The sequence below is a fragment of the Leptothrix ochracea genome, assembly GCF_041083635.1.
Taxonomy (GTDB): domain Bacteria; phylum Pseudomonadota; class Gammaproteobacteria; order Burkholderiales; family Burkholderiaceae_C; genus Sphaerotilus; species Sphaerotilus ochraceus.
The window spans coordinates 1-15,000 of sequence record NZ_JBFPHB010000037.1 but is presented as its reverse complement, the minus strand read 5'-3'; the positions used below and the strand labels follow the sequence as shown (position 1 = coordinate 15,000).

The window sequence follows — 15,000 nt, the reverse complement described above, 5'->3', positions numbered from 1 at the left end:
CGAAAACGCACATAGCCCTGCGCTTGCAAGCTCTGGAACATCTCGACGAATTCGCCCTTGCGCCCACGCACCACCGGAGCCAGCACCATCAAGCGGGTGTCCTCGGGCAAGGCCAGCACCGTATCGACCATTTGGCTGATGCTTTGGGCGTCGAGCGCTTGGCCGTGCTCAGGGCAAAAGGGCGTGCCCGCACGGGCGTAGAGCAAGCGCAAGTAGTCGTGGATCTCGGTGATCGTGCCGACGGTCGAGCGCGGGTTGTGGCTGGTGGCCTTTTGCTCGATCGAGATCGCCGGCGCCAAGCCTTCGATCACATCGACATCGGGCTTGTCCATGCGCTGCAAAAACTGGCGCGCATAGGCCGAAAGGCTTTCAACGTAACGCCGCTGGCCTTCGGCGTAGAGCGTGTCAAAGGCCAAGCTCGATTTGCCCGAACCCGACAGCCCCGTGACCACCACCAGCGCGTGGCGCGGGATGTCGAGATCGATGTTCTTCAGATTGTGGGTGCGCGCCCCACGCACGCAGATGAACCCTGCTGGGGTGGAGCGTTCATTCAAGCGACTGGGCATGGTACGGGCATGGTGGGGTTCAAGGGCCAAGCGAAGCTGGGGATCATACTCAGAGCACCTTGGCGCACGCCTTGGGCAGCACGGGCACCGACCGCAGCAGCGTTTGATGCGCCAAATCGACGTAGCCCTGACGCAGCGCCTGCTTCTGCCCGGCGTCGATCACAAAGCCCTCAAAGCGCCGCGTGCAGCCCTGCCCGATCCACTCGGACGCTTGCTGCACCACCCGCGCAATCACCGCGCTGTTGCGGCGCAACTCATCCAGCGTCTCGGTCTTGGTGGCGTAATCAGCATGCTCGGCCTGATCCAGATAGCGCGCGATGGCGTGGAAGAAATACGGCAGCCCGGTGGTGACTTCGGTGCGCAGCAGCGCGCCCCGGCGCAGAACCTCAAAACTGCTGAGCTCGTAGGCAAAGTCGATGGTGTAGGCGTCCAGTTCGTTGAGCAGCACCACAAACGGGCGCCGATCCGGCTGAGCTTGGGCGACGTAGAGCGTGTGATAGCGCGCGTTCTGGCCGCTGCTGCGCAAAGGGTCTGGCGGCAAAAAATGCGGCGGTGGCTCCGTCAGCGGCAGCGCCAAGGGCGGATCGAGGCGCACGCGGCGCTGGTAGATCAGCACCTCACCGCTGAGCAAGATCAAATCCGGCACGTAATCGTGCGCCGCTTCATGCAGGAAAAGCGCCAAGCTTTGGATGCGCCCGGTGCTTGGATCACGCTCAATCTCGGTCTGATGGCGCTCACGGTAGTCGGCGCGCAGCGCGTTGGCATACGGCCACAAGGCAGGCGCAGCCATGGCAAGGTGATCGTGCACCTCGGCCAACGCCGCCGCTGACATCCTCGACAAAGGCGGCAGCGAGCCCGGCAGACCCGCTTGCAGGTGGCGAGAAGGGGGCATGACCTCTTCGGTGGCGTGGCAACCGACCAGCCCGGCCAACACGCCAAGCACCACCCCACGCATCCAACGCACCATCTCGACCTCCTGCCTGTGTGGGCCGAAAGTATCAGGCATGGGAAAGACCTCATGACGCCAAGCTGACAGTCAGGCACAGTGCACACGCGTCCCTTACCTCTCACCGCCGGACCTGACCTTGCTGCATCCCCTGATCACCACCGCTAGTCCACCCATGCCCCGCGCTTCTCTGGTTTCCGAACAACCCTGCCAGCGTTGTGTTTCTTGCTGCGTGCGTCCAGCGTGCGTCTTTGGGGTGTTGAAAGAAGGGGCACTGCGCCAGATCCATCACCGCATCGACGCCATTTCACTCGATCCAGGCCAAGTTCTTTTCTCGGCGCAGTTGCCGGGCACGGCGGTGTTCACCATCCGCTCTGGCGTGGTGCGCATCGAGAAAACCGACGCCCAAGGCGACCGTCGCATCCTCCGCTTGGCCGGTCGAGGCGACTTCCTCGGGCCTGAGGCGATGCTCAATCAAACCTACGCCACCAACGCCATCGCCTGCACACCCGTGCAAGCCTGTCGCATTCCACGTCTGCAAATCGAAGACCTGATGCGCTTGCAACCCGATCTGGCCGTCACGCTGATGAAACGCTGGCAGCGCACCTTGGACGACGCCGACGAATGGCTGACCGAACTGACCCGGGGCCCGGTGCGCCAGCGCATGCTGCGCCTGCTGCTCAAGCTGTGTGAATACAACGAAGAAATCACCGGCCTGATCTGGCTACCCAGCCGCCAAGAAATGGGTGCCATGCTCGACATGACGTTTGAAACCGCCAGCCGCCTGGTCTCCGCCCTGCGCCGCGAAGGCATCTTGGTGCCCATCGATTCCCGCCACGCCCGCATCGAAATGGACGCACTCCTCAACGCCCTGCGCGAAGAATCCCAAGCGACGGAAGATCCGGGTTAACCGGCAAGGATCAAGGCGCCATCCAAAAAACCACGGGCCCGGTGCTTGGAAGATCAAAGATCTCTTCAGCACCGGGCCCGTGGGGCCTTCAGGTCAGGCTTGGCTTAGTCGTGCGAACCGGTGTCGGTGTGCGACGGGGCCAACTCGAAGGCTTCTTGAGCCTCTTGGAGGGCGATGGCGCGACGTTCGTCTTCGTCCATGCCTTCCTTGGCGCGGCGGGCTTGGTGATAAGCCATGCCGGTACCGGCCGGGATCAGGCGACCCACGATCACGTTTTCCTTCAAGCCACGCAGCTCGTCGCGCTTGCCCAAGATGGCAGCTTCGGTGAGCACGCGGGTGGTTTCCTGGAAGGACGCCGCCGAGATGAAGGAATCGGTCGAAAGCGACGCCTTGGTGATCCCCAACAGCACGTCAGCGTAGGTGGCAGGCAACTTGCCGGCCGCCAGCAAGGCGTCGTTGGTGTCGAACAACTCGGAGCGCTCGACTTGCTCGCCACCGATGTAGGACGAATCACCGGCGTTGAGGATCTGCACGCGGCGCAGCATCTGGCGAACGATCACCTCGATGTGCTTGTCGTTGATCTTCACGCCTTGCAGACGGTAAACGTCCTGCACTTCATCGACGATGTAGCGCGCCAGCTCTTCGATGCCCAGCAAACGCAAGATGTCTTGCGGATCGGCCGGACCATCGACGATCGACTCGCCCTTGTTGACCACTTGGCCTTCGTGCACAAGGATGTTCTTTTCCTTGGGCACCAAGTCTTCCCAAACCTTGCCGTCCGGGTCGGTGATCTGCAAGCGCACCTTGCCCTTGGTTTCCTTACCGAAGGACACCGTGCCGGTGATTTCGGCCAAGGAACCCTTGTCCTTGGGGGTACGGGCTTCGAAGAGCTCGGCCACACGCGGCAGACCGCCGGTGATGTCGCGCGTCTTCTGGCCTTCGACCGGGATACGGGCCAGCACTTCACCCGGCATCACGTCCTGGCCGTCACGCACTTGAATCAGCGCGCCGACCTGGAAGCCGATGGTCACCGAGTGATCGGTGCCCGGGATCTTGATTTCTTGGCCCGCAGCGTCGAGCAGTTTCACCTGCGGACGCACCACCTTGGCCGCACCACGACGCTTCGGATCGATCACGACCAAGGTTGACAAGCCGGTGACTTCGTCCACCTGCTTGGCCACCGTGACGCCTTCTTCGACGTTTTCGAAGCGCATCCGGCCGGCGAACTCGGTGATGATCGGGCGGGTCAACGGATCCCAGTTACCCAAGACCGTACCAGCCTTGATTTGCTTGTCGGCCTTGACGTTCAAGATCGCGCCGTAAGGCACCTTGTGACGTTCACGCTCGCGACCGTGCTGGTCGGAGATGATGATTTCGCCGGAACGCGAAATCACCACCAACTCGCCCTTGGCGTTGGTCACATAACGCATCGTGCTGTTGAAGCCGATGAAACCATCCGACTTGGCGTCCACGCTCGAAGCCACCGCCGCACGCGACGCTGCACCCCCGATGTGGAAGGTCCGCATGGTCAACTGGGTACCCGGTTCACCGATGGACTGCGCCGCGATCACGCCGACAGCTTCACCTTGGTTGACTTGGCCGCCTCGGCCCAAATCACGACCGTAGCACTTGGCGCACAGCCCGTAGCGCGTGGCGCACGTCAGCGGTGTACGCACCTTGACTTCGTCGGCACCCGCCGCTTCGAGGATGTCCATCGCATCTTCGTCGAGCATCTTGCCGGCGGGCATCAGCAACTCTTGGGTCTCGGGGTGCAGCACTTCGGTCGCGGTGACGCGGCCCAAGATGCGATCACGCAAGGACTCGATGACTTCACCGCCTTCGACCAAGGCACGCATGTTGATGCCGTTGTCGGTGTGGCAGTCGTCTTCGGTCACGACCAAGTCTTGAGTCACGTCCACCAAACGACGTGTCAGGTAACCCGAGTTCGCGGTCTTCAACGCCGTATCCGCCAGGCCCTTACGCGCACCGTGGGTCGAGATGAAGTACTGCAACACGTTCAGGCCTTCGCGGAAGTTGGCCGTGATCGGTGTCTCAATGATCGAGCCGTCCGGCTTGGCCATCAGGCCCCGCATCCCGGCCAGCTGGCGGATCTGGGCGGCAGAACCCCGCGCGCCCGAGTCAGCCATCATGTAGATCGAGTTGAAGGACTCTTGATCGACTTCCTTGCCGTGACGGTCGAGGACCTTTTGCTTGGCGAGCTGGGTCATCATGACCTTGCCCACTTCGTCACCGGTCTTGCCCCAGATGTCCACCACCTTGTTATAGCGCTCACCCGCCGTCACCAGACCCGAGATGTACTGCTGCTCGATTTCCTTGACTTCGTTTTCAGCGCGTTCGATCAAGCCGGGCTTTTCCTTCGGCACCAACATGTCGTCGATGGCGATGGAAATACCGGCGCGCGTGGCCAGACGGAAACCGCTTTGCAGCAGCTTGTCGGCAAAGACCACGGTTTCCTTCAGACCGCACTTGCGGAACGAGGTGTTGATCAGCCGCGAGATTTCCTTCTTCTTCAGCGCCTTGTTGATGTTGCTGAAAGGCAGGCCCTTGGGCAGGATTTCCGACAGCAAGGCACGGCCCACCGTGGTGTCCACCAACTTGGTCTCAGCCACCCACTCCTGGGTGTCTTTGTCCTTGGTGAACTCGGTCAGACGCACGCTGATCTTGGCGGTGATTTCGACCACGTTGTTGTCCAGCGCACGCTGCACTTCAACCACGTCCGAGAACACCAAGCCTTCGCCGCGACCGTTGGTGCGTTCACGGCTGGCGTAGTACAGGCCCAACACCACGTCTTGCGACGGGACGATGGCCGGCTCGCCCGAGGCCGGGAACAGCACGTTGTTGGAGGCCAGCATCAAGGCGCGGGCTTCCATTTGCGCTTCGATGGACAGCGGCACGTGCACGGCCATCTGGTCACCGTCGAAGTCGGCGTTGAAGGCCGCGCAAACCAAGGGGTGCAACTGAATGGCCTTGCCTTCGATCAGCACCGGCTCAAACGCCTGGATGCCCAAACGGTGCAGGGTCGGCGCCCGGTTCAGCATGATCGGGTGTTCCTTGATGACTTCTTCAAGGATGTCCCAAACCACGGGTGTACCGGCTTCCACTTCCTTCTTGGCTTGCTTGATGGTGGACGCAATGCCCATCGCTTCCAAGCGGCTGAAGATGAAGGGCTTGAACAACTCCAGCGCCATCAGCTTGGGCAGACCGCACTGATGCAACTTGAGGTACGGACCGACGGTGATGACCGAACGACCCGAGTAGTCCACGCGCTTACCCAGCAAGTTCTGCCGGAAACGACCGCCCTTGCCCTTGATCATGTCGGCCAGCGACTTGAGCGGACGCTTGTTGGCGCCGGTCATGGCCTTGCCGCGACGGCCGTTGTCCAAGAGTGAATCGACCGCTTCTTGCAACATGCGCTTTTCGTTGCGCACGATGATTTCAGGGGCGGTCAGCTCCAGCAAACGAGCCAGACGGTTGTTGCGGTTGATGACGCGGCGATACAGGTCGTTCAAGTCGGAGGTCGCGAAGCGGCCACCGTCCAGCGGCACCAGCGGACGCAGGTCCGGCGGCAGCACGGGCAGCACTTCGAGCACCATCCAGTTCGGCTTGATGCCGGACTTGCGGAAGGCTTCGAGCACCTTCAGGCGCTTGGAGTTCTTCTTGACCTTCAGCTCCGAGCCGGTCATGTCGCCGCGCAGACGCTCGATCTCAAGATCGAGGTCCATTTCGGCGAGCAGCTTCTGGATGCCTTCAGCGCCCATCAAGGCGATGAACTCATCACCATGCTCACGCCGCTTCGTGTCGTAGTCGTCCTCGGACATGATGCTGAATTTCTTCAGCGGGGTCATGCCGGGGTCCACCACCACGTAGGCTTCAAAGTACAGCACGCGTTCGATGTCGCGCAGCGTCATGTCGAGCACCAAGCCCAAACGGCTCGGCAAGCTCTTCAGGAACCAGATGTGCGCGCACGGTGCCGCCAGGTCGATGTGACCCATGCGGTCGCGACGCACCTTGGTTTGCGTGACTTCAACGCCGCACTTCTCGCAGATCACGCCGCGATGCTTCAAGCGCTTGTACTTACCGCACAAGCACTCGTAGTCCTTGATCGGGCCGAAGATCTTGGCGCAGAACAAGCCATCACGCTCGGGCTTGAACGTCCGATAGTTGATGGTCTCGGGTTTTTTCACTTCACCAAACGACCACGAACGAATCTTCTCGGGCGAGGCCAGCCCGATCTTGATCGCGTCGAAGTGTTCGTCCGGCGTGAACTGCTTGAAAAGGTCGAGTAATCCCTTCATGCATCTTCTCCTTAGTTGCGCTCGAGCTCGATGTCGATACCGAGCGAACGAATTTCCTTGACCAGCACGTTGAACGATTCCGGCATGCCGGCGTCGATCGAATGCTCACCCTTGACGATGCTCTCGTAGACCTTGGTCCGACCGTTCACGTCGTCCGACTTGACCGTCAGCATTTCTTGCAGCACGTAAGCCGCACCGTAAGCTTCCAAGGCCCAGACTTCCATTTCCCCGAAGCGCTGACCCCCGAACTGCGCCTTACCACCCAGCGGCTGCTGAGTCACCAGCGAGTACGGACCGGTTGAGCGGGCGTGCATCTTGTCGTCCACCAAGTGGTGCAGTTTCAAGACGTGCATGTAGCCCACGGTGACCGGACGCTCGAATTGCTCGCCGGTGCGACCGTCGCACAACCAAGCTTGGGTGCGGGTGTCGGTCAAGCCCTTGCGCTTGGCGATGTCTTCCGGGTACGCCAGCTTGAGCATGGCGCGGATTTCTTCTTCCTTGGCACCGTCGAACACCGGGGTCGCAAACGGCACGCCGTTCGAGAGGTTGGCCGCCATTTCGATCACTTCGCCATCGCTCAGATCGTCGATGCTTTCGGTCTTGCCACCCGACTGGTTGTAGAGCTCGTCGAAGAACTTGCGCAGCTCAGCCACACGGGCTTCGCTTTGCAGCATGTCGCCGATGCGCTGACCAATGCCCTTACCGGCCCAGCCCAAATGCACTTCCAACACCTGACCCACGTTCATCCGCGAGGGCACGCCCAGCGGGTTGAGCACGATGTCGGCGGGGGTGCCGTCGGCCATGTACGGCATGTCTTCGATCGGGGTGATCTTCGAGACCACACCCTTGTTACCGTGACGGCCGGCCATCTTGTCGCCAGGCTGCAAGCGGCGCTTCACCGCCAAGTAGACCTTGACCATCTTCAGCACGCCTGCGGGCAACTCGTCGCCTTGGGTGAGCTTCTTGCGCTTTTCTTCAAAAGCCAAGTCGAAGCTGTGGCGGGTTTGCTCCAGCGAGTTCTTGACCGATTCGAGCTGATTGGCGACTTCGTCATCTGCAGGACGGATATCGAACCAGTGGAAATGTTCCACGCTGGCCAAATAATCCTTGCTGATGACGGTGCCACGGGCCAGACGCAGCGGCCCGCCGTTGGCGACCTTGCCGATCAAGATTTTCTCAATCCGGTCGAAGGCGTCGGCCTCCACGATGCGCAGCTGATCGTTCAAGTCGAGACGGAAACGCTTGAGTTCGTCGTCAATGATCTGCTGGGCGCGCTTGTCGCGCTGGATGCCTTCACGGGTGAAGACTTGCACGTCGATCACGGTCCCGTTGGTCCCTTGATCCACACGCAACGACGTGTCCTTCACGTCGCTGGCCTTCTCACCGAAGATGGCGCGCAGCAGCTTTTCTTCCGGCGTGAGGGTGGTTTCGCCCTTGGGCGTGACCTTGCCGACCAGCACGTCGCCGGGGGTGACTTCCGCACCGACGTAGACGATGCCCGACTCATCCAAACGAGCCAGTTGCTGCTCGCTCAGGTTCGGGATGTCGCGGGTGATGTCCTCAGGCCCAAGCTTGGTGTCACGCGCCATGACCACGAGTTCCTCGATGTGGATCGAGGTGTAGCGGTCTTCAGCGACCACGCGCTCCGAGATCAGGATCGAATCTTCGAAGTTGTAGCCGTTCCACGGCATGAACGCGACCAGCATGTTCTGGCCCAAGGCCAGCTCGCCGATGTCGGTGGACGCGCCGTCAGCAATGATGTCCTCAGCCGCCACCTTGTCACCCCGGCGCACGATCGGGCGCTGGTGGATGCAGGTGTTTTGGTTGGAACGCTGGTACTTGATCAGGTTGTAGATGTCCACACCGACTTCACCGGCCACGGTCTCAGCGTCGTTGACGCGGATCACGATGCGGTTGGTATCGACGTAGTCCACCACGCCACCCCGGCGAGCAGCGACTACGGTGCCCGAGTCCTTGGCAGCCACACGCTCGACACCCGTGCCCACCAGCGCCTTTTCAGGACGCAGGGTCGGCACAGCTTGACGCTGCATGTTGGCGCCCATCAACGCGCGGTTCGCATCGTCGTGCTCAAGGAAAGGCACGAGCGAAGCAGCCACCGAGACGATCTGTGTCGGCGCCACGTCCATGTACTGGATGCGCGACGGGTTGGTCAGCACCGAGTCACCGTTTTCACGCGCCGAAACCAGCTCGTCGATGAGGTTGTTGTCGGCGTCGAGCTTGGCGTTGGCCTGCGCGATGACGTACTTGCCTTCTTCGATGGCCGAGAGGTAATCCACCTGTGCCGTGGCCACGCCGTCCTTGACGCGACGGTACGGGGTTTCCAAGAAACCGTACTCGTTCAAGCGAGCAAACAGAGCCAGCGAGTTGATCAGGCCGATGTTCGGACCTTCAGGCGTTTCAATCGGGCAGACCCGGCCGTAGTGCGTCGGGTGCACGTCACGGACTTCGAAGCCAGCGCGTTCGCGGGTCAAACCACCTGGGCCGAGGGCGGAAACACGACGCTTGTGCGTGATTTCCGACAACGGGTTGGTTTGGTCCATGAACTGCGACAGCTGCGAGGCGCCGAAGAACTCCTTCAAAGCCGCCGAGATCGGCTTGGAGTTGATCAGGTCATGCGGCATCAAGGCTTCGGTTTCGGCTTGGCCGAGACGCTCCTTGACGGCCTTTTCGATCCGGGCCAGACCTGAGCGGTACTGGTTTTCGGCCAGTTCGCCCACGCAACGCACCCGGCGATTGCCCAAGTGGTCGATGTCATCGACTTCGCCGTTACCGTTACGCAAGTTCACGAGGATCTTGACGACGTCGAGGATGTCCTCGTTCGACAAGGTCATCGCGCCTTCCGACGAGTCGCGCAACACACGGGCGTTGAACTTCATCCGGCCCACGCGCGACAAGTCATAGGTGTCGCCGCTGTAGAACAAACGATGGAACAGCGCTTCCACCGCATCTTCGGTCGGCGGCTCGCCAGGACGCATCATGCGATAGATGGCCACGCGCGCGGCCAGCTGGTCCACGGTTTCATCCGAAGCCAGGGTCTGCGAGATGTAAGCCCCTTGGCTCAGCTCGTTGGTGAACAAGCATTGCAGGTCACGGATACCGGCCGAGCGCAGCTTCTTGAGCAGCGCTTCGGTCAGTTCTTCGTTGGCCTTGGCGACGATTTCACCGGTGTCGGGATCGACCATGTTGCGCGCCACAACGCGGCCCACAAGGAAGTCTTCCGACACGGTCACAAACTGCGTGCCGTTTTGTTCCAGCTGACGCACGTGACGTGCGGTGATGCGCTTGTCCTTCTCAACCACGACATCACCATCTTTGTTGGTGAGGTCGAAACGCGCCACTTCGCCCTTGAGGCGCTCAGGCACGAATTCCATCTGGGCACCGGTGTCCATCAGACGGAAATTGTCGAACTGGAAGAAGTGCGCCAGGATTTGCTCAGGATTGAGGCCAATGGCCTTGAGCAAAATCGTGACCGGCATCTTGCGGCGACGGTCCACGCGGAAGTACAGCACGTCCTTCGGGTCGAACTCGAAATCGAGCCACGAACCACGGTAAGGGATGATGCGCGCGCTGAACAGCAGCTTGCCCGAGCTGTGCGTCTTGCCCTTGTCATGTTCGAAGAACACGCCAGGAGAGCGGTGCAACTGGGACACGATGACACGCTCAGTGCCATTGACGATGAAGGAGCCATAGTCGGTCATCAGGGGCACTTCGCCCATGTAGACCTCTTGTTCCTTGATCTCTTTGACCACCTTGGACTGCGAGGTTGAGGCCTCACGGTCATAAACGATCATTTGAAGCTTGGCACGCACAGCCGCAGCAAAGGTCAACCCGCGCTGCTGGCATTCCCGCACATCAAAGGGCGGTTTGGCGATGTTGAACTCAAGGAACTTCATCTCCACGAACCCATTGTGCGAAACAATCGGGAACGCTGAGAGGAACGCAGCTTGCAGGCCTTCAGGCTTGCGCTGTCTGGGGGGAACGTCCTTTTGCAAGAAGGCGACGTAACTGTCCTTCTGCATGGTCAGGAGATAGGGGACGTTCAAGACGCTTTCGCGCTTGCCGAAGCTCTTGCGAATACGCTTGCGCTCGGTGTAGCTGTAGGGGGTAGCTTGCGCCATTGATCACTCCGTGTCGAAGACGATGTCCCGGCCCAGGACACTGTCGTTCGGCGACTGGCTCTTGGCCTGCAACACGCACAGGGGGGCGGCCTTGAAGCTTGGTGGCTGGCCACTACCAGCCGCTGGCGGACAACCCAAGGCATTGCACCTGGGTCCGACCAAACCGGTTCTCTGCAGTCGGTTCAGAGAACACTTGAAAACGGACCCGCATCATGCGATCAGTCCGCTTTCAGGTGTTCTCAAAGGCCTTACGGCCTTTGAAGAACTTGAATTACTTCAGTTCAGCCTTGGCACCAGCATCCACCAGCTTCTTGAGAGCGGCGTCAGCGTCAGCCTTGGACAGGCCTTCCTTGACGTTCTTCGGAGCGCCGTCCACCAGATCCTTGGCTTCCTTGAGGCCCAGACCGGTGATTTCACGCACGGCCTTGATGACCGACACCTTTTGGGCGCCAGCGTCAAGCAGCACGACGTTGAATTCGGTCTTTTCTTCAGCCACCGGAGCAGCAGCACCGGCAGCACCGCCACCAGCCACAGCGACCGCAGCAGCGGACACGCCAAACTTCGTTTCAACAGCCTTGACCAGGTCGTTGAGTTCCAGCACGGTCATGGTGTCCAGTGCGGCCAGGAATGCGTCTTTATCGAATGCCATTTGAGGCTCCTAAATACAGTGAGAGGTCGAGAGATGAGGATCAGGCAGCAGCAGCTTCGGCCACCGGCGCTTCGGCACCAGCACCTTGCTTGTTGGCCACTTCGGCCAACACGCGCGCCAGACTGGAGATCGGGGTTTGCAGCAGACCCAGCAATTGGGCCAGCAACACTTCCTTGCTCGGCACGGAAGCCAAGGCCTTCACGCCTTCAGCATCCAACGCCTTGCCACCATAGGCACCAGCCTTGATGATCAGCTTGTCATTGGTCTTGGCGAAATCAGCAATGACCTTGGCGGCCGCGATTGCATCTTCCGAAAAACCATAGATCAGCGGACCGACCATGTGCTCAGCCGCAGCCTCGAACGGGGTACCGGCGACAGCACGACGTGCCAGGGTGTTCTTCAGCACGTGAAGATACACACCTTGAGCACGCGCGGTAACGCGCAGCTTGTTCAGGTCAGCGACGGTGAGCCCACGATACTCAGCGATAGCGAGGGTCTGAGCGCGAGCCACTTGGGCCGACACTTCAGCGATCACCGCTGCTTTCTCGTTACGATTCAGACTCAAGGTCTACTCCTATAAATCGCGCCGCCTGCGTCCTGCGACGCGAGCGGCACACCGGGTTCAGCGACCTTACCGTCAAGAAACCCGTGCACCTCACAGCACACCGACTCTTTCCGGCGGGACCGCCATCTGCGCTGGCCAAGGGACCGGCATTCGCCGCCACCTTGATTAAGGACTTCGCCCACCAACGGTCTTGGACGGCCTGGTGCGCTGCTTGCACAGTTCACCAGCCCACCAAATTTTTAACGTCTTCGCGGGAAGAGCTGCGCTTAAGCAGCCGATGTCGCGTTGGCGCTAGCCACGTCAACACGCACGCCCACACCCATCGTCGAAGACACAGCAACCTTGCGCAAGAAAACGCCCTTGCTCGAAGCCGGCTTGGCCTTGGTCAGCGCTTCCAGCAAAGCTTGCAGGTTGCCCTTGAGCTTGGCGTCGTCAAACGAGCGGCGACCGATGGTGCCGTGGATGATGCCGGCCTTGTCAACACGGAACTGCACTTGACCGGCCTTGGCGTTACGCACAGCCGTGGCCACGTCAGCCGTCACGGTGCCAACCTTCGGGTTAGGCATCAAACCACGCGGGCCGAGGATCTGACCCAATTGGCCGACCACACGCATCGCGTCCGGCGAGGCGATCACCACGTCGAAGTTGATGTTGCCCGCTTTGACTTCAGCAGCCAGGTCATCCATGCCGACCACGTCAGCACCAGCAGCACGGGCTTCGTCAGCCTTGGCGCCTTGGGTGAACACCGCCACGCGCTTGGTTTTGCCGGTGCCGTTGGGCATCACGACAGCGCCACGAACCACTTGGTCCGACTTCTTGGCATCCACGCCCAGTTGCACGGCCACGTCGATGGATTCATCGAACTTGGCGCCAGCACAGGACTTGACCAACGCCAGGGCGTCGTCGATGGCATACAGCTTGGTCGTTTCGACCTTGCCCTTCAGGGCTTGTTGACGCTTGGTGAGCTTGGCCATATCAGACTCCTTCGACGATGACGCCCATCGAGCGGGCCGAGCCAGCGATGGTCTTGACAGCGCGGTCCAGATCGGCCGCAGTCAGGTCTTTTTGCTTGGTCTTGGCGATTTCCTCGACCTGAGCACGGGTCAGCTTGCCGACCTTGTCGAGGTGCGGACGCGGTGAGCCCTTGTCGATCTTGGCAGCCTTCTTGATCAGGACCGTCGCAGGCGGGGTCTTGATGATGAAGGTGAAGGACTTGTCGGCGTAGGCGGTGATCACCACCGGCAGCTTCAGGCCCGGCTCAACACCTTGCGTCTGGGCGTTGAATTCCTTGCAGAACGCCATGATGTTAAGGCCGCGCTGACCGAGAGCGGGACCGATGGGGGGCGACGGATTCGCCTTGCCCGCAGGCACTTGCAGCTTGACGTAGCCAACGATTTTCTTTGCCATGAAGGCGCTCCTCGAGTTCAAACGCTCACATCAAGTGAGCTCCTCGTCTGCGGGTCCGGCGACGCTTAGCGCGCCGTCAACAACCAGTGAACCTCACGCATCCTGACTCTCGGACCCTACCTGAAGTCAGCACGCCGGACCGATGCACGATGCATGCATCCGCCCACGGCTCTTTGGATCAAACTTTTTCGACTTGATCGAAGTCCAACTCGACCGGCGTGGCGCGACCAAAGATGGTCACTGAAACGCGCAACTTGCTCTTGTCGTAATTGACTTCTTCGATCGAACCGTTGAAATCGGTGAACGGGCCGTCCTTGACGCGCACCACCTCACCCACTTCCCATTCCACCTTGGGACGCGGCTTCTCAGCACCCTCTTGCATCTGATTGACGATCTTCATGACCTCATGCTCAGACACCGGGGCCGGCCGATTCTTCGCACCCCCCACAAAACCCGTCACCTTGCTGGTGTTTTTGACCAAGTGCCACGTGTCATCTTCCATGGCCATCTCGACCAAGACATAGCCCGGGAAGAAACGACGCTCAGTCACGGTCTTCTTGCCATTCTTGACTTCAACGACTTCTTCAGTCGGCACCAAGATGCGGCCAAACTTGGCTTGCATGCCAGAGCGTTCAATGCGCTCACGCAAGTTGCGTTCAACCGCCTTTTCCATCCCGGAATAGGCGTGAACCACGTACCACCGCAAGGAATTTGCCAATGTGCTGCTGGAAATATCGCTCATCTCATGCCACCTTTGTGTTGTTCTCTCGACCCGAAGGATTCAGCGCTTCCAACCCAAAATCAGGTCGTACAACAACCATTCCAGCGTCTTATCGGTCAGCCACAGGAACAGGGACATCACCACCACGAAAGCAAACACATAAAGCGTCATTTGCGTGGCTTCTTTGCGCGTTGGCCAGACGACCTTTTTGAGCTCGCGCACCGACTCTTGGCCATAGCCCACCAAAGCCTTGCCCTGCTCTGAAGAGAAGAACAAAACCACAGCCGCCGCCAAAAGCGATAACAAAGCCGCCCACTGAACGTAAGGACCTTGCTTCGCCAGGAGGTAATAAACCACCAAGGACGCCAACAACAAAGCGCCCGCCGCACCCAATTTGGTGCGATCAGCGCCGCTCACAACCGTCTCAACTTGTTGGTGACTCATCCGCGTGCCATCCGAGCATCAAGAAAGAAAATCTCGCCAAAAAACATCAGCAGAAAAACCCGCTGAAAGCAACGCCTCCTGCGGGTTTTTTGAGTTGTTCAGTTCAGCGCCAAATACTGGCAGGGGCAGTAGGAATCGAACCTACAACCTTCGGTTTTGGAGACCGACGCTCTGCCAATTGAGCTATACCCCTACAAATCCTGAATCGACTTAAGCGATGATCTTGGCAACGACGCCGGCGCCCACGGTACGGCCACCTTCGCGGATCGCGAAGCGCAGACCTTCTTCCATGGCGATCGGGGCGATCAGCTTGACGGTGATCGACACGTTGTCACCC

At 60.2% G+C, this 15,000-nt stretch carries 11 protein-coding genes, 1 tRNA gene and 1 pseudogene; 1 reads left to right on the top strand and 12 read right to left on the bottom strand.

The window, feature by feature from the left end:
• Positions 1–566, bottom strand: a pseudogene (locus AB3X39_RS12040) (excinuclease ABC subunit UvrA); the annotation flags it as partial.
• Between the two features lie 49 nt (positions 567–615).
• The gene (locus AB3X39_RS12035; RefSeq protein WP_369417626.1) at positions 616–1,572 is read right to left on the bottom strand and encodes a hypothetical protein; all 957 of its coding nucleotides are present in this window, start codon (positions 1,570–1,572) and stop codon (positions 616–618) included.
• A gap of 115 nt (positions 1,573–1,687) precedes the next feature.
• Here AB3X39_RS12035 and AB3X39_RS12030 point away from each other — a divergent pair, with 115 nt between their 5' ends.
• Positions 1,688–2,422, top strand: a complete 735-nt coding sequence (locus AB3X39_RS12030) for a Crp/Fnr family transcriptional regulator (protein WP_369417625.1) — start codon at positions 1,688–1,690, stop codon at positions 2,420–2,422.
• Between the two features lie 104 nt (positions 2,423–2,526).
• On the opposite strand, the gene rpoC is transcribed toward AB3X39_RS12030, so the two are convergent.
• From rpoC to AB3X39_RS11980, 10 genes are all read right to left on the bottom strand, one after another.
• A complete protein-coding gene (gene rpoC, locus AB3X39_RS12025; RefSeq protein WP_369417624.1) occupies positions 2,527–6,738 on the bottom strand; it encodes a DNA-directed RNA polymerase subunit beta' in 4,212 nt (1,403 codons plus the stop codon).
• 11 nt (positions 6,739–6,749) lie between these two features.
• Positions 6,750–10,877, bottom strand: a complete 4,128-nt coding sequence (gene rpoB / locus AB3X39_RS12020; RefSeq protein ID WP_369417623.1) for a DNA-directed RNA polymerase subunit beta — start codon at positions 10,875–10,877, stop codon at positions 6,750–6,752.
• 271 nt (positions 10,878–11,148) lie between these two features.
• Positions 11,149–11,526 carry a 50S ribosomal protein L7/L12 gene (rplL, locus tag AB3X39_RS12015; RefSeq protein WP_369417622.1) on the bottom strand — a complete coding sequence of 126 codons (378 nt, stop codon included), beginning with the start codon at positions 11,524–11,526 and terminating at the stop codon, positions 11,149–11,151.
• Between the two features lie 40 nt (positions 11,527–11,566).
• On the bottom strand, positions 11,567–12,091 hold the full coding sequence (rplJ, locus tag AB3X39_RS12010; RefSeq protein ID WP_369417621.1) for a 50S ribosomal protein L10: 525 nt from the start codon (positions 12,089–12,091) through the stop codon (positions 11,567–11,569).
• Positions 12,092–12,357: 266 nt separating this feature from the next.
• Positions 12,358–13,065, bottom strand: a complete 708-nt coding sequence (gene rplA / locus AB3X39_RS12005) for a 50S ribosomal protein L1 (protein WP_369417620.1) — start codon at positions 13,063–13,065, stop codon at positions 12,358–12,360.
• Between the two features lies 1 nt (position 13,066).
• Positions 13,067–13,498 (bottom strand): 50S ribosomal protein L11, encoded by a 432-nt coding sequence (gene rplK, locus AB3X39_RS12000; RefSeq protein WP_369417619.1) that lies wholly within the window; start codon positions 13,496–13,498, stop codon positions 13,067–13,069.
• 178 nt (positions 13,499–13,676) lie between these two features.
• Positions 13,677–14,240: a transcription termination/antitermination protein NusG gene (gene nusG / locus AB3X39_RS11995; RefSeq protein ID WP_369417618.1), complete on the bottom strand. Its 564-nt coding sequence runs from the start codon at positions 14,238–14,240 to the stop codon at positions 13,677–13,679.
• Positions 14,241–14,279: 39 nt separating this feature from the next.
• The gene (secE, locus tag AB3X39_RS11990) at positions 14,280–14,663 is read right to left on the bottom strand and encodes a preprotein translocase subunit SecE (RefSeq protein WP_369417617.1); all 384 of its coding nucleotides are present in this window, start codon (positions 14,661–14,663) and stop codon (positions 14,280–14,282) included.
• A gap of 117 nt (positions 14,664–14,780) precedes the next feature.
• Positions 14,781–14,856: transfer RNA gene (locus AB3X39_RS11985), tRNA-Trp, on the bottom strand.
• A gap of 17 nt (positions 14,857–14,873) precedes the next feature.
• Positions 14,874–15,000, bottom strand: a 127-nt coding sequence (locus tag AB3X39_RS11980; RefSeq protein ID WP_445683271.1) for an EF-Tu C-terminal domain-related protein, incomplete at its 5' end; no start/stop codon positions are given.

What these genes read in the sequence shown, in the direction of transcription:
- rplA (WP_369417620.1), bottom strand. Translation starts at nt 13,065, where the DNA reads ATGGCCAAGCTCACCAAGCGTCAACAAGCCCTGAAGGGCAAGGTCGAA.
- AB3X39_RS12035 (WP_369417626.1), bottom strand. Translation starts at nt 1,572, where the DNA reads ATGCCTGATACTTTCGGCCCACACAGGCAGGAGGTCGAGATGGTGCGT.
- rplK (WP_369417619.1), bottom strand. Translation starts at nt 13,498, where the DNA reads ATGGCAAAGAAAATCGTTGGCTACGTCAAGCTGCAAGTGCCTGCGGGC.
- secE (WP_369417617.1), bottom strand. Translation starts at nt 14,663, where the DNA reads ATGAGTCACCAACAAGTTGAGACGGTTGTGAGCGGCGCTGATCGCACC.
- rpoB (WP_369417623.1), bottom strand. Translation starts at nt 10,877, where the DNA reads ATGGCGCAAGCTACCCCCTACAGCTACACCGAGCGCAAGCGTATTCGC.
- nusG (WP_369417618.1), bottom strand. Translation starts at nt 14,240, where the DNA reads ATGAGCGATATTTCCAGCAGCACATTGGCAAATTCCTTGCGGTGGTAC.
- AB3X39_RS12030 (WP_369417625.1), top strand. Translation starts at nt 1,688, where the DNA reads ATGCCCCGCGCTTCTCTGGTTTCCGAACAACCCTGCCAGCGTTGTGTT.
- rpoC (WP_369417624.1), bottom strand. Translation starts at nt 6,738, where the DNA reads ATGAAGGGATTACTCGACCTTTTCAAGCAGTTCACGCCGGACGAACAC.
- rplL (WP_369417622.1), bottom strand. Translation starts at nt 11,526, where the DNA reads ATGGCATTCGATAAAGACGCATTCCTGGCCGCACTGGACACCATGACC.